The following is a 13715-nucleotide window of genomic DNA, read 5'->3' on the forward strand; positions in this document are numbered from 1 at the left end:
CGGAGCGGCGGGGGTTTGAAAAAGTCCGGGCCGCCGGTGGCGGCGGTTCCGTACGCTGGACCGTGTGAGTGACTCCGCGATGTACCGCCTGCGCACCCGGCTTGCTCGGTGGATCGACCCGGACACCCTTCCCGCTCCGAGCAGTTCGGGGACCGTATCCCCCGGCTCCGCCGGCACCGGCACCGCCCTGGTCATTGCCGGCGGTGGAGCCCGGTCCAGTTTCGAGATCGGCGCACTGAAGTACCTGTACCGGCATCAGCAGTTGGACCCCGTGGTGATCAGCGGCACCTCTGCCGGCTCCATCCTGGCCGCGGTGCTGGCCCAGCACTCAGACGCCGCGGACCAACTCCGGGCGCTGGAACAGATGGAGGAGATCTGGGCGCAGATGCGTCAGTCCTCGGACATGTTCGCCGAGCAGGAGTGGTTCACCGCTCTGCGCGAGCACATCCCCACCTGGCGCAAGGTGGTCGAGTTGCGTCAGCGGCGGGCCAACCGCGCCTCCCTGGCCGCGGGCCTGGCGGACCTGCTCGCCAAGCCACGGGAGGCGGTGGCCCGGATCACCGGAGACCGCGAGAACGGGGAACAGCCGTCGCACGCTCACGGCACCCACGGTCCCGGCCGCGGCCAGGTCGCCGAGGCTGCGGCCGTGGAGGTGGCCGCTGCGGCGAGGATCACGCCCGCGGCCGGCACGGAGGAGGCCGCACCGGCGACCGAGATCAACACCGGTACCGACACGCCACCTGAGCACGAACGGCACTGGAGCCCCGCGCACGCACTGGAGACCCTGAGCACCCTATGGGAGGCCGGCCGCTCGAGCACCGATCTGGAGCTCATCCTGCGCGGCGCCCAGCAGCAACGCTCCGCCTTCCGCCCCGGCACGATCGTGGACCGGCTGCTGGACCCGGAGGTGTTCTCGGCCGAGCGGCTGGGCCGATCCGCACTGGACCTGCGCGTAGCGGTGGTCGGCCTGGAGAGCGGGGAACTGCGGTACGTCGACCAGCACGGGCGCCTTCGGGACAGGTCCGACGCCGTGCTGGCCGACCTGCAGCCGGTGGGCATGTTCGAGGCGGTGCTGGCCTCCTGTTCGATCCCCGGGGTCTTCCCCCCGGTCCCGCTGGCCGGTGAGCACTACATCGACGGCGGGGTACGCGAGAACGTGCCGGCCGCCATCGTCCTGGACCGCGGGGACGTGGACCAGTGCTTCGTCGTCGTCGCCGCTCCCGAAGGGGTGGCCACCATGTCGGACTTCGCGCAGAAGGACCTGATGGAGATCCTGATGCGGTCCACCGCGCAGATCGGTCCTGATGAGATCCAGCGTGACGAGGTCCGGTACGCCCGCGAACGCGGGGCGGTGGTGATCCAACCGGAACTGGACATCCACGACATGGTCACGATCGACCCAGGGCTGGTCTCCATCGCGATCGACTACGGCTACCTGCGCGCTGCGGACGTCTGCGAGGCGGCGGAACCGGCCCGGCAGGAACGCACCCGCAACGTGATCCAACTGCGCCGACTGATCTGGACCAGTGAGGACGAGGCGTTCGGACCCGACGCCACCGGCGAGCCGACCATCGAGGACATCGCGGAACTGAAGATCCAGTTACGGGACCTGATCGCCGATCCCGGGTCGGCGCACCTGCCTCCGTCCGCCGACCAGTGGTGGCGCACCTGGGAGCGGCACCCGTTCGCCATCGAGGCCACACCCACCTGGCCCGGCGCACTCCGTTAGGCACCCGGCGTTCCAGGGCTCGCGTGAGGCCGTGAGCCACCTCACGCAGGCGGGGACTGGCCCTCGATCGCGTCGGGCGCTCCTGCGCCGTGCAGCGGCAGTTCGGCGTGCACGCTGAAGCCTCCATCGGACAACGGGCCGGCGTGCAGCCGGCCGCCGGCGAAGGTGGCCCGCTCGCGCATCCCGCGTAGCCCGAAGCCACCCGCACGAACGTCGGCCGAACCATCGCCGGGCGGATCGGACGGAGCAGGACTCGATGGGGCGAATGCACCGGGCCGAGGACCGTGGACCACCGATCCGGGGTTGCGCACATCGATCACCAGCACGTCCTGCCCGACCTCGATCCGCACGTCCACCGGCGCGCCGGGAGCGTGCCGCACGGCGTTGCTCAGGGCTTCCTGCACGATGCGGTAAGCACTGATTCCGGTCACGTCCAGGACCGCCTCATCGTCCAGATCACCCTGGACGTCGAACGACACGACGGCGGCACTGCGCCGGACGTTCTCGATGAGTTCGGGGACCCGACTCAGCGTGGGCTGCGGTGCCAACTCCTGCTCGGCGTCCTCCTGCCGCAGGACAGCGAGCAGGTCGCGCATCTCGACCAGGGCGGTGCGGGCGGACTCGGTGATCTGATCGAGTTCGGTCCGTACCTCCTCGGTGACTCCCTCGACCCGGTAACGCAGGGTGGAGGCCTGGATCGAGATGATGGACAGGCTGTGCGCCACGATGTCGTGCAGCTCCCGGGCGATACGTGTGCGTTCCTCCACCAGTTGACGCCGTTCCTGTTCCGCAGCGGTGCGCTCCTGCTGCGCGAGCAGTTCGGCCCGGCTCATCAACGACTCCCGGATGAGGACCCCGAAGGTGGTCACCAGGGCCAGGACCGAGGCAGCGGTGAGCAGGTTCGGAAGGATCGGTCGCCACTCGTCGCGCACCAGCGCCACGACCGTCGCGCACAGTCCCGGCACCACCACGGCGAGCAAGCTGCCCACCATCGCGTAGGGCCAGCGCTCCCGCAGCGCCAGGATTGCGCACAGCAGCGATGTGATCACCAGGGAGACCACCGGGATCGGCCAGGGGAACACCTCCCGGCCCATCGTCAGCACTGTGGTGCCGCCGAGGGCGATGGTGGACAGTGCCACCGCAACCTTGGGGCGCTTCAGCGCAACCGGCAGGCTCACCGCGTGCAACATGGAAGCCACCAGGGTGAGGGGGACGAATGCACGGTACAGCGTGGGCATCGTCGCCGCGTTGACCGCCAGGGCCACCAACCCGGAGAGCCACACGAAGATGGTCAGCCACTGGCTGGAGAGCAAGCGCGAGCCCGGGTGCGGGATCGCGCTGTCGAACCACCGCGGAACCACCCGGTCCTTGTTGGGCTCACGCGTGCCCGTCCACCCGTCATCGAGGGAACGCTGGGACGCCGATTCCTGCTCAGTCATGGCCGCTCTACGCTACCGCTGAACCAGCAGCGCCCGACTACTCACCGCATCGAGGGACACCAACAACCGCACCAGGGCCGGCGTGGTCAGCAGCAGCACTGCGCCCAGCACGCCGTGCACCAGGGAATCGGCCAGGTGTGCGTGGAAGGGCACCTGCGGCGCTACGAGCACCAACAGCAGCGAGGCCAAACCCTGATAACCGGGCACAAACACCGACCACAGCCAGGAAGTCACCCCACCGACGCCGGCCGCCAACCACGAGGCGGCGACGACGACGGTCGCCGTCCGCAGCGGCAACGCCACCACGACCGCATGCGTCATGTCCCGCCATAACTGCGGGTCGGCCACCATCCGGACCAGCCGCACGGGCCCGGTAGCCGACTGCCGGTACCGGGGGGCGGGGAACGAGTCCCCGGTGGTCCGGTCCAACAAGTCGCGCCCCTCCCGCGCGAAGCCGCTGGCGAGAAGCAGCGTGAAGCCCAGGATGGGGACCCCGGCCCAGGTCACCGCGGTGGCCAATCCGAGAGCGAACAGCGGCACCAGCAGGACGAAGCCCCAGTACCGACAGGACGAAGGCGGTCAGGAGGTGGGCAAGGCCCCGGAACGTCCCCGTCCACGAGAACCGCGCCCACGCCGGACGGGCTGCCGGTGACGGCGCATCCGGAGTGGTGCCGTGTACCGGGCTGAGCGGAAGTTCGGTCTGAAGGGTCTGCACATACCGAACGTACGAGTAGGGGGCGTCGATGGCATCACCCTACGGAGCCACATCCCTGCTCATCCTCTGGGGTGATCGCCGGATACAGTCGACCCATCCCAACCGATCGGAGGAAGGATGGTCACCGCCACGATTCGCGTGCTCATCATCGACGACCAGGCGATGGTGCGCGCAGGCTTCGGCGCCCTACTCGATGCCCAGGACGGGATCGAGGTAGTCGGTGGGGCAGATGACGGGATCTACGCCGCCGACCTGGTCCGCGAGCACGACCCGGACGTGGTGCTGATGGATGTTCGGATGCCCAGGGTCGATGGTCTGGAGGCCACCCGGCAGATCGCCGCCCTGACCGACCACCAACCCCGGATCATCATCCTGACCACGTTCGACCTGGATGAGTACGTCTTCGACGCCCTGCGGGCCGGTGCCAGCGGATTCCTGCTCAAGGACGCCCCGGCCGAGGATCTGATCCACGCGGTGCGGGTGGTGGCCGGCGGGGAGGCGCTGCTGGCTCCCTCGATCACGCGATCGTTGATCGCCGAGTTCGTCTCCCGACCGGCGCCCTCGGGCCCCGACGTCAAGGAACTGGCCGATCTGACCGACCGGGAACTGGAGGTGATGAGGTGGGTGGCGCGCGGTCTGTCCAATGGCGAGATCGCGTCCGAGATCTTCGTCGCCGAGCAGACAGTGAAGACCCACGTCAGCCGGATCCTCACCAAACTAGGGTTACGCGATCGCACCCAGATCGTGGTAGCCGCCTATGAGTCCGGCGTGGTCCAGCCCGGCTCCTGATCCGACCGGGTCACTCCGGAGTATCCCCTCGCGCCGCGCACGGCCTGACCGGCGCCGCGGCGCCCGTCAGTGCCGCGGCGACACGCCGAGGCACCGGCACGCCGGGCCCACTTTCGAAACCACCCGTGGTGGGCGATAGCGTCAGGGACATGGCAGTCTCCCCCTCATCGCTGGCTCGGTTGGGCCTACCGGTGTCGATTCGCGCGGCCCTGTTCGATATGGACGGCGTGCTGACCCAGACCTCAGCCCTGCACCGCAGCGCCTGGAAGGCCACCTTTGACCCGATCCTGGCCGCGGCCGGGCAGGAGGAGTTCACCGAGCGGGAGTACGCCGCGCACGTGGACGGACGGCGACGGTATGACGGGGTGCGCGCGTTCCTGAGCTCCCGCGGCATCAGCCTGCCCGAGGGTAGCCCCTCCGACCCTCCCGAGGCGGAAACCGTCTGCGGCGTCGGGAACCGGAAGAACGTCGCGATCACCCGCGCCCTGGCAACCGAGGGCGTGCGAACCTTCCCCGGCACGGTGGCCTACCTCGGGGCCGTGCGCGCCGCCGGGCTAGCCACGGCTGTGGTCACCGCGTCGGCGAACGGGCAGGCGGTCCTGGAGGCCGCCGGGCTGGGCGCGTTGCTCGACGGACGGATCGACGGCGTGATCGCGGCGGAACGCAACCTGCCCGGCAAGCCCGCTCCGGATACCTTCCTGGCCGGTGCCGAACTGCTGGGGGTCGCGCCCGAGCACGCCGTGGTGATCGAGGATGCCATCGCCGGAGTGCAGGCCGGGCGCAATGGTGGCTTCGGCTACGTGATCGGTGTGGACCGGTTGGACCAGCGGGCCCAGCTGTCCCGGGCCGGTGCCGACGTGGTGGTGGCCGACCTGGCCGAGTTGATGGAGCGGGCATGAGTCAGCACACCGCGCCGAACCCGTACGAGATCGACCCGTGGCGGGTGACCTACCGCGGCCTGGACGTGGACAACCTGGGCCAGTTGGAGTCGCTGTTCTCCCTGTCCAACGGGCATATCGGGTTGCGCGGGTCCCTCGACGAGGGCGAACCCCAGCACCTGCCGGGCACCTACATCAACGGGGTTCACGAGGAGATCCCGCTGCCCTACGCCGAACGGGGATACGGCTATCCCGAGGTCGGCGAGACTCTCCTCAACGCCACCGATGGCAAGTTGATCCGGCTGATGCTGGGGGACGCCCCGTTCGACATCCGCTACGGGCACCTGCTCAACCACGAGCGCACCCTGGACATGCGCGCCGGCACGCTGAACCGGAACACCACCTGGGTGTCCCCGAACGGCAACACCGTCAAGGTCAACTCCCAGCGGTTGGTGTCCTTCACCCAGCGCTCGGTGGCAGCGATCTGCTATGAGGTCACCGCCCTGGACGAGGACCTGGTGGTCGCGCTGCAGTCGGACCTGTTGGCCAACGAGCCCGGCGCCACCGCCTCCCGTGACCCGCGCGCCGGTGCACTGCTGGAGCGCCCGTTGACCGGGGTGCTCGCCGCCGCCCGTCAGGCCCGGGCCACGCTGGTGCACACCACGAACCGCTCGGAACTGACGTTGGCGACAGCGATGGATCACATCATCGAGGTGCCCGACGAGTCCCACGACACCATCGAGGCAGCCGGGGATCTGGCCCGCTACTCGGTCACCGCCCGCCTGCCCGCCGGTTCCACCCTGCGGCTGATCAAGTTCCTCGGCTACGGCTGGTCCCACCGCCGCTCCGCGCCGGCGCTCCGCGACCAGGTCGAAGCCGCGGTGTCCGTGGCCCGGCTGACCGGCTGGAAGGGCCTGCTCGCCGAGCAGGAGGAGTACCTCGATGAGTTCTGGAACCGGGCGAACGTCGACATCGAAGGGGACACCGGCCTGCAGCAGGCGGTGCGCTTCTCCATGTTCCACGTGCTCCAGGCCGGGGCCAGAGGTGAGGGGCAGGGCATCGCGGCCAAGGGCTTGACCGGCCTGGGCTACGACGGGCACACCTTCTGGGACGCCGAGACGTTCGTGCTACCGATGCTGACCTACACCGTGCCGCACGCGGTGCGCGACCACCTGCGATGGCGGCACACGATGCTGGACCAGGCCCGGGAACGAGCCCGGGAGTTGAACCTGGACGGGGCAGCGTTCGCCTGGCGCACCATCACCGGGCGGGAGTGTTCGGGGTACTGGCCGGCCGGGACCGCCGCTTTCCACATCAACGCCGACATCGCCGATGCCACCGCCCGTTACCTGGCAGCGACCCAGGACGTCGACTTCGAGGCCGAGTTCGGTGTGGAACTGCTCGTGGAGACGGCACGGTTGTGGGCCTCGCTGGGGCACTTCAGCGAGGACGGCTTCCACATCGACGGGATCACCGGGCCGGATGAGTACACCGCGGTGGTCAACGACAACTTCTTCACCAACGCCATGGCCCAGCGCAACCTGCGTGAGGCCGCCTCGGCGTGCGAGCGCCGGATGGAAGTGAGCGCCCTGTTCGGGGTGACCGAGCAGGAGCGGGAGGCATGGCGCCGCGCCGCGGACCAGATGGCGCTGCCCTACTCCGAGGACGCCGGCGTGCACGAGCAGTCCGAGGGCTTCACCGATGGTGACGAGTGGGACTTCGAGGGCACCAAGGCGTCCCAGTACCCCCTGATGCTGCACTTCCCGTACTTCCAACTCTATCGCAAGCAGGTTATCAAGCAGGCCGACCTGGTGCTGGCCATGCACCTGCGCGGTGACCTGTTCACCCCGGAGGAAAAGGCGAAGAACTTCGCCTACTACGAGGCGCGGACCGCCCGGGACTCCTCGCTGTCGGCCGCCACGCAGGCGGTCATGGCCGCCGAGACCGGCCACTTGGAACTGGCGTACACCTATTGGTCCGAGGTGGCGTTCGTGGACCTGGGGGACCTGCACGGGAACGCCCAGCAAGGCCTGCACATCGCCAGCATGGGCGGGGCGTGGCAGGTGGCGGTGGCCGGTTTCGGGGGGATGCGCGATCACGACGGCAAACTCACGTTCGCGCCCCGGCTGCCGGAGAAGCTGACCCGGATCCGGTTCCAGATGGCCTTCGCCGGGCGGGTGATCCAACTCGACACCCGTCGCAACGGTTCATCCTCCCCGGAGGAGACCACATATGAACTGCTCGAGGGCCCGGCGATGCGCACCTGGCACCACGGGGAGAAGGTCCGCCTGGAGGCGGGGCGCCCCGTCACCCTGCCCGTCCCGCCCCCACCCCGGGTGGAGCCCGTGCGCCAACCCTTCGGCCGCGAGCCGCTGCACCGACGCGAACTCAACCCCCGGCCGGAGATCTGAGCGCACCCGGCGCCGGGCCGGCTACGGCGCCGGCCGGTACTTTGGCCGGATGAACCTCTCCCACGACCCCCACTGGCCCAGGGCCGGCCGGTGGGGCCCGCCCGAGGGCGATTGCGATGTCGTCATCCTCGGCCTGGGCACCCACCGCACGTCCCTCTCCCCTACCGGTGCGCACGCCACCCCGGCAGCGGTCCGCGCCGCATTGCAGCGCTACGGCACCGCCCTGGCCGATGGCACCGACCTTGCTGCACTGCGCATCGCCGACGCCGGCGACGTCCCCGAGCCCGACGGCGAGGGGGAGGCCGAGGCGGTGCGCGCGGTGTCCGTAGCGGCCGGGCAGGCACGCCTGCTCATCGCCCTGGGTGGGGACAACGCGGCCACCGTCGCGGCTGCACTGGGAACGTGGGGCAGCCGGGCCGGAAGCGCCGGACTGGTCACCCTCGACGCCCATCACGACCTGCGCGACGGGGTCTCGAACGGGTCCCCGGTGCGGCGCCTGATCGAGGAGGGTGGCCTGGACGGGCGGCGCGTGGTCCAGATCGGTATCTCCGACTTCGCCAACTCCGCCTACTACCGAGCGCGTGCGAGGGAGTACGGCATCACCGTGATCGATCGGGACGAACTGCACCACACCCCGATGGCGGAGGTCATGGACAGGGCCCTGACCATCGCCTCCGGTGGCGCCGGTCCGGTGCACGTGGACCTGGACGTGGACGTGTGCGACCGGTCGGTGGCGCCGGCGTGCCCCGCCTCGGTGCCCGGCGGTATCAGCGCCCACGACCTGCGCGTCGCGGCCCGCTCGGCGGGGGCCCACCCAGCCGTGCGCTCGGTGGATATCACGGAGGTCGATGCGACCGCGGACACCACCGACCAGCGCACCGTGCGCCTGGCGGCCCTGTGCGTGCTGGAGGCGGCCGCCGGGGTGGCCGCCCGACGGCGGGGGGTCTCGGCGTAACAGCGCTGCGTGCCCGGCCCGGACGGACCGGCTCAGGTCGAGCCGCCCGCCAGGGCGGCTTCGAAGTGCCCCAGGACGTCCCGGCTGAACAGCACGAACCGCACCTGGGTGATGGCGTCGTCGTCAGCCAGGAACGCTCGCACCGCGCTCACGCCGACCCGGGCCACCTGCTCCGGATCCCACCCGTACACACCGGCGCTGATCGCCGGGAAGGCCACCGAGGTGGCGCCCACGCCCGCCGCCTGGCGCAACGAGTTGGTGAAGCAGGCGGCGAGCAGATCCGGGTCCCGCTGGCCGCGGTGGCGGTTCGGGCCCACCGTGTGGATCACCCACCGGGCGGCCAGGTTCCCGGCACCGGTGACGACCGCCTCCCCCACCCCGAGGCCGTCGCGGAGAGCCGTGTCGCGAAGCCGGCGGCACTCGGCGAGCAGGTCCGGCCCGGCTGCGGCGTGGATCGCGCCGTCCACCCCACCACCGCCCAGGAGTGAGGAGTTGGCTGCGTTCACGATGGCGTCGACGTCCTGCGCGGTGATGTCCCCGTGATGTGCACTGAGCATGGTGAGCGACCTCCCGGTACTGTCGGCGATGGGACCAGCGTGCCAGGACCAGCACCGGCGAACCAGCGGCAGCCGCGCCCCGGGCGCACCACCGGAGGCGGCCGAGGTGATCGACTTCTGCGCGTCGAGCACGCCGGTTGCAGCACCGGGCCGAGATCATCGCGACGGCGGTTGGAGCATCACGAAGGAACCGGACCGGGCCGGTCGCCGCCAGGAGAAGTGACGAAGCGAAGGAGAGATGGATGGTCGTCCGCGTAGGCGTGGTCGGTTACGGATTGCGGGGCAGCATCGCCAGGGAGGCCCACCGCCCCGGTGCAGGCTCGGTCGTCACCGCGGTATACGACCCCAGTGAGCGCTCGCGGGCCGAGGCTGCCGAGGCGTTCGGCGAGGTGCTGCTGACGGCGGACCTGGAGGAGTTGCTCACCTCCGACGTCGACGCCGTCATGGTGCTCACCCCCGACCACCTGCACACCGCCCCGGTGCTGGCGGCGTTGGAGGCGAAACTGCCGGTGTTCTGCGAGAAGCCGTTGACGGTGGACCTGGCCGAGGCCGATCAGATGCTGGCGACCGCCCGCCGCACCGGTACACGGCTGTACGTGGGACACAACATGCGACACCTGCCGGTGATCACGCTGATGCGCTCCCTCATCGAGCAGGGCCGCATCGGTGCGGTCAAGGCGATCTGGTGCCGGCACTTCGTCGGCCACGGCGGGGACTACTACTTCAAGGACTGGCATGCCGACCGGTCCAGGAGCCACTCCCTGCTGCTGCAGAAGGGCGCCCACGACATCGACGTGATCCACTGGCTCGCCGGCGCACCGGCCACCCGGGTGCAGGCGATGGGGGCGATGAGCGTGTACGCACACAACCCCGACCGCACCGATCGCAGCGGGCAACGGATGACCGACTGGTGGTCCCTGGAGAACTGGCCGGCCACCGCCCACACCGGACTGAACCCGGTGGTGGATGTGGAGGACCTCTCGCACGTCCAGCTCGCACTGGGCAACGGGGTGCTGGCCACCTACGACCAGTGCCACTACACCCCCGACTACTGGCGAAACTACACGGTGATCGGCACGCACGGACGCATCGAGAACATGGGCGACACACCTGGGTCCCAGGTGCATCTGTGGAATCGACGCCACCAGGGCAGCGCACCACCCGATGAGACGTTCGAGGTGCCCGCGGCCGAGGGCGGTCACGGCGGGGCGGACCGCATGCTGGTCGATGAGTTCCTCCGGTTCGCCGTCGAGGGTGGCATCACCTCCACCTCCCCGGTCGGCGCCCGCGATGCGGTGGCCGCCGGCATCATGGCCACCCGGTCGCTACGCGAGGGTAGCGGCGTCGTGGAGGTGCCCGCCCTCGATGCCGAACTGGCCGAATACTTCGCGGCCGGGCAGCCCGGTCCGGCGGGATAGCAGGCGAAGTGACCGGCCGCCCGGGCCGGCGAGCCGGCGGACTCGCCCACGCAGGTGGCCGGGCGTGATGGGATAAGCCCATGCACGATGCACCCATCGCGAACGCGGTCACGCTCGGCACCATCCCGCTGAGCGTTGACGACGTGGTGGCCGTGGCCCGCGACGGCGCCCCGGTCCACCTGCCGCCCGAGGTCCTGACCGAGATCGCCGACAGCCGCCGGCACGTGGAGTCACTGGTGGACGCCGAACGGCCCCACTACGGGGTCTCCACCGGGTTCGGGGCCCTGGCCACCACCCACATCCCACCCGAACGGCGCACCCGGCTGCAGCAAGGGCTGATCCGCTCCCATGCGGCCGGCACCGGACCGGAGGTGGAGACCGAGGTGGTCCGTGCGCTGATGCTGCTGCGCCTGGCCACGCTCGCCTCGGCCCGCACCGGCGTGCGCGAGAGCACCGTGCGTGCCTACGCGGACCTGCTCAACGCCCAGCTGACGCCGGTGGTGCACGAGTTCGGGTCGCTGGGCTGCTCCGGCGACCTCGCCCCGCTGGCCCACGCGGCGCTGGCCCTGATGGGCGAAGGCACCGTGCGCACCCGGGACGGCCACGCCCATCCGGCGCGCACCGCACTTCTGCGCGCCGGTCTGGCACCGGTCGAACTGGCCGAGAAGGAGGGCCTGGCGCTGATCAACGGCACCGACGGGATGACCGGCACGCTGGCCCTGGCCTGTGCCGACCTGAGGAACCTGCTCCAGGTCGCCGACGTCGCGGCGGCGATGAGCGTGGAGGCGTTGCTGGGCACCGACGCAGTCTTCGCCGCGGACCTGCAGGCGTTGCGCCCGCACCCGGGACAAGCGGCCTCGGCCGCGAACCTGTGCGGCCTGATGGCCGGCTCCGGCATCGTGTCCTCCCACCGCGGCCCGGACTGTTCCCACGTGCAGGACCCCTACTCACTGCGATGCGTTCCCCAGGTGCACGGGGCCGCCCGGGACACCCTGTCCCACGCGCTGGGTGTCCTCGAGGTGGAACTGGCCTCGGTGATCGACAACCCGGTGGTGACCCTGGACGGGCGGGTGGAGTCCAACGGGAACTTCCACGGCGCCCCGGTCGGTTACGTGCTGGACTTCCTGGCGATCGCCGCCGCCGACGTCGCCTCGATGAGCGAGCGGCGCACCGACCGCTTCCTCGACACCGCCCGCAACGCTGGCCTGCCGGCGTTCCTGGCCCAGGATCCGGGCGTGGACTCCGGGCTGATGATCGCCCAGTACACCGCCGCCGGGATCGTCTCCGAACTCAAACGCCTGGCCGTCCCGGCCAGCGTGGACTCCATCCCCTCCTCGGCGATGCAGGAGGATCACGTCTCGATGGGATGGGCCGCGGCCCGCAAACTGCGCCGCGCCGTGGACGGTCTGCGCCGGGTGCTCGCGATCGAGATCCTCACCGCCGCACGCGGCATGGACCTGCGCCGGCCGCTGCAGCCGGGACCGGCCACCGGTGCAGCCAGAGGCGTACTGCGCGCCGCCGGCGTCAGCGAGCCCGGCCCGGACGAGCATCTCAGCCCCCAGATCGAGGCGGCCCACCAGGTGCTCCTGGACGGTTCCCTGCTCACCGCAGTGAGCGAGGTCACCGGTTCCCTGGCCTGAGCACCTCCGGCACGGCTTCCCACCACCGGCTAGTAAGGTTAGCCTTACTTAAGACGTGCCCAGTCGGGCCCCCGATCTCAGGAGAACAAACTCGATGCCTCTCAGAGCACCCACGATGCGCACATGGCTGGCACCGACCGCGATCGCCGGACTGGTCCTCGCCGGGCTGACCGCGTGCGGCTCCGGTGACGGCTCGGACGAGGAGTCCCTGACCCTCTACAGCGGCCGAAACGAGGCCCTGGTGCAGCCGGTGCTGGACTCCTTCACCGAGGAGACCGGGATCGAGGTCTCGGTGCGGTACGGCGGGACTGCGGAGATGGCTGCCCAACTCCTGGAGGAAGGGGACCGCAGCCCCGCCGATGCCTTCCTCGCCCAGGATGCCGGCGCGCTCGGGGCGCTCGCTGCCGATGGACTGCTGGCGCCGCTGCCACAGGACACGCTCGACCTGGTCCCCTCCGCCTACCGCTCCGCCGACGGCTCCTGGATCGGGCTGACCGGCCGGTCCCGGGTGCTGGTCTACAACAAGGACGCGGTCAGCGCCGAGGAACTGCCCGAGTCCGTCTTCGAACTGACCGAGGAGCAATGGCGGGGCCGGGTGGGGATCGCACCGACCAACGCCTCCTTCCAGGCGTTCGTCACCGCGATCCGCCTGATGGAGGGCGACGACGTGGCCCGGCAGTGGCTCTCGGACCTGGCTGCGAACGACCCGCAGCTCCGCGAACGCAACGGCATGATCGTCGCGGACGTGGACGCGGGCGTGTTCGACGTCGGGTTGGTCAACCACTACTACCTCTTCGAACAGGCCGAGGAGGAGGGCGTGGAACCGGAGGACCTGGATGTGGCCCAGCACTTCTTCGCCGGCGGTGACGCCGGAGGCCTGGTGAATATCTCCGGGATCGGCGCGCTGGGTGGGGAGCCCTCACCGGCCGCCCAGGAACTCATCGACTACCTGCTCAGCCCCACCGGGCAGGAGTACTTCCGCGACCAGACCCACGAGTACCCCATGGTCGAGGGCATCGAGGCCGACGAGCAGTTGCCGCCCCTGACCGGCCTGGACCAGCCCGGGATCGACCTGAACGACCTCGACGACCTGCAGACCACCGTCGAGATGATCAGTGAGGCGGGATTGTCCTGACCCAGCGCGCACACCCAGCACTGACCGCGGCGGCCCTGGTCGCCACCGC

11 protein-coding genes are annotated in these 13715 nt (G+C 70.3%); 8 read left to right on the top strand and 3 right to left on the bottom strand.

What is annotated here, in order from left to right; all coding sequences use genetic code 11:
* Positions 1 to 64 precede the first annotated feature (64 nt).
* The gene (locus ACO0LV_RS03885) at positions 65 to 1729 is read left to right on the top strand and encodes a patatin-like phospholipase family protein (RefSeq protein WP_424786551.1); all 1665 of its coding nucleotides are present in this window, start codon (positions 65 to 67) and stop codon (positions 1727 to 1729) included.
* A 41-nt stretch (positions 1730 to 1770) separates the two neighbouring features.
* On the opposite strand, the gene ACO0LV_RS03890 is transcribed toward ACO0LV_RS03885, so the two are convergent.
* Both ACO0LV_RS03890 and ACO0LV_RS03895 read right to left on the bottom strand, forming a co-directional pair.
* Positions 1771 to 3168: a sensor histidine kinase gene (locus ACO0LV_RS03890; protein WP_424786552.1), complete on the bottom strand. Its 1398-nt coding sequence runs from the start codon at positions 3166 to 3168 to the stop codon at positions 1771 to 1773.
* Between the two features lie 12 nt (positions 3169 to 3180).
* Positions 3181 to 3714, bottom strand: coding sequence for a sensor domain-containing protein (locus ACO0LV_RS03895; RefSeq protein WP_424786659.1), 534 nt, complete (start codon positions 3712 to 3714; stop codon positions 3181 to 3183).
* A gap of 286 nt (positions 3715 to 4000) precedes the next feature.
* Here ACO0LV_RS03895 and ACO0LV_RS03900 point away from each other — a divergent pair, with 286 nt between their 5' ends.
* The 4 genes from ACO0LV_RS03900 (at position 4001) to ACO0LV_RS03915 (ending at position 8916) form a co-directional block, all read left to right on the top strand.
* Positions 4001 to 4672 (top strand): response regulator, encoded by a 672-nt coding sequence (locus ACO0LV_RS03900; protein WP_424786553.1) that lies wholly within the window; start codon positions 4001 to 4003, stop codon positions 4670 to 4672.
* A 149-nt stretch (positions 4673 to 4821) separates the two neighbouring features.
* Complete coding sequence (locus ACO0LV_RS03905; RefSeq protein ID WP_424786554.1) at positions 4822 to 5571, top strand: HAD family hydrolase; 750 nt, start codon at positions 4822 to 4824, stop codon at positions 5569 to 5571.
* The gene (locus tag ACO0LV_RS03910) at positions 5568 to 7961 is read left to right on the top strand and encodes a glycoside hydrolase family 65 protein (RefSeq protein ID WP_424786555.1); all 2394 of its coding nucleotides are present in this window, start codon (positions 5568 to 5570) and stop codon (positions 7959 to 7961) included. The genes ACO0LV_RS03905 and ACO0LV_RS03910 overlap by 4 nt, the downstream gene beginning before the upstream one ends.
* A gap of 49 nt (positions 7962 to 8010) precedes the next feature.
* Positions 8011 to 8916, top strand: coding sequence for an arginase family protein (locus ACO0LV_RS03915; protein WP_424786556.1), 906 nt, complete (start codon positions 8011 to 8013; stop codon positions 8914 to 8916).
* A gap of 32 nt (positions 8917 to 8948) precedes the next feature.
* On the opposite strand, the gene ACO0LV_RS03920 is transcribed toward ACO0LV_RS03915, so the two are convergent.
* Positions 8949 to 9473 carry an O-acetyl-ADP-ribose deacetylase gene (locus ACO0LV_RS03920; RefSeq protein ID WP_424786660.1) on the bottom strand — a complete coding sequence of 175 codons (525 nt, stop codon included), beginning with the start codon at positions 9471 to 9473 and terminating at the stop codon, positions 8949 to 8951.
* Positions 9474 to 9715: 242 nt separating this feature from the next.
* Here ACO0LV_RS03920 and ACO0LV_RS03925 point away from each other — a divergent pair, with 242 nt between their 5' ends.
* The 3 genes from ACO0LV_RS03925 to ACO0LV_RS03935 all read left to right on the top strand — a co-directional run bounded on the left by ACO0LV_RS03925 (position 9716) and on the right by ACO0LV_RS03935 (position 13666).
* On the top strand, positions 9716 to 10891 hold the full coding sequence (locus ACO0LV_RS03925; RefSeq protein ID WP_424786557.1) for a Gfo/Idh/MocA family protein: 1176 nt from the start codon (positions 9716 to 9718) through the stop codon (positions 10889 to 10891).
* Positions 10892 to 10971: 80 nt separating this feature from the next.
* Complete coding sequence (gene hutH / locus ACO0LV_RS03930) at positions 10972 to 12531, top strand: histidine ammonia-lyase (protein WP_424786558.1); 1560 nt, start codon at positions 10972 to 10974, stop codon at positions 12529 to 12531.
* 115 nt (positions 12532 to 12646) lie between these two features.
* Positions 12647 to 13666, top strand: a complete 1020-nt coding sequence (locus tag ACO0LV_RS03935) for an iron ABC transporter substrate-binding protein (protein ID WP_424786559.1) — start codon at positions 12647 to 12649, stop codon at positions 13664 to 13666.
* Positions 13667 to 13715: the final 49 nt, after the last annotated feature.

Source organism: Pseudactinotalea sp. Z1739, from assembly GCF_049725055.1.
Classification (GTDB): Bacteria; Actinomycetota; Actinomycetes; order Actinomycetales; family Beutenbergiaceae; genus CALKWS01.

Coding starts and splice junctions, on each gene's coding strand:
- ACO0LV_RS03915 (WP_424786556.1), top strand. CDS start 8,011: ATGAACCTCTCCCACGACCCCCACTGGCCCAGGGCCGGCCGGTGGGGC.
- hutH (WP_424786558.1), top strand. CDS start 10,972: ATGCACGATGCACCCATCGCGAACGCGGTCACGCTCGGCACCATCCCG.
- ACO0LV_RS03910 (WP_424786555.1), top strand. CDS start 5,568: ATGAGTCAGCACACCGCGCCGAACCCGTACGAGATCGACCCGTGGCGG.
- ACO0LV_RS03920 (WP_424786660.1), bottom strand. CDS start 9,473: ATGCTCAGTGCACATCACGGGGACATCACCGCGCAGGACGTCGACGCC.
- ACO0LV_RS03890 (WP_424786552.1), bottom strand. CDS start 3,168: ATGACTGAGCAGGAATCGGCGTCCCAGCGTTCCCTCGATGACGGGTGG.
- ACO0LV_RS03925 (WP_424786557.1), top strand. CDS start 9,716: ATGGTCGTCCGCGTAGGCGTGGTCGGTTACGGATTGCGGGGCAGCATC.
- ACO0LV_RS03935 (WP_424786559.1), top strand. CDS start 12,647: ATGCGCACATGGCTGGCACCGACCGCGATCGCCGGACTGGTCCTCGCC.
- ACO0LV_RS03900 (WP_424786553.1), top strand. CDS start 4,001: ATGGTCACCGCCACGATTCGCGTGCTCATCATCGACGACCAGGCGATG.
- ACO0LV_RS03905 (WP_424786554.1), top strand. CDS start 4,822: ATGGCAGTCTCCCCCTCATCGCTGGCTCGGTTGGGCCTACCGGTGTCG.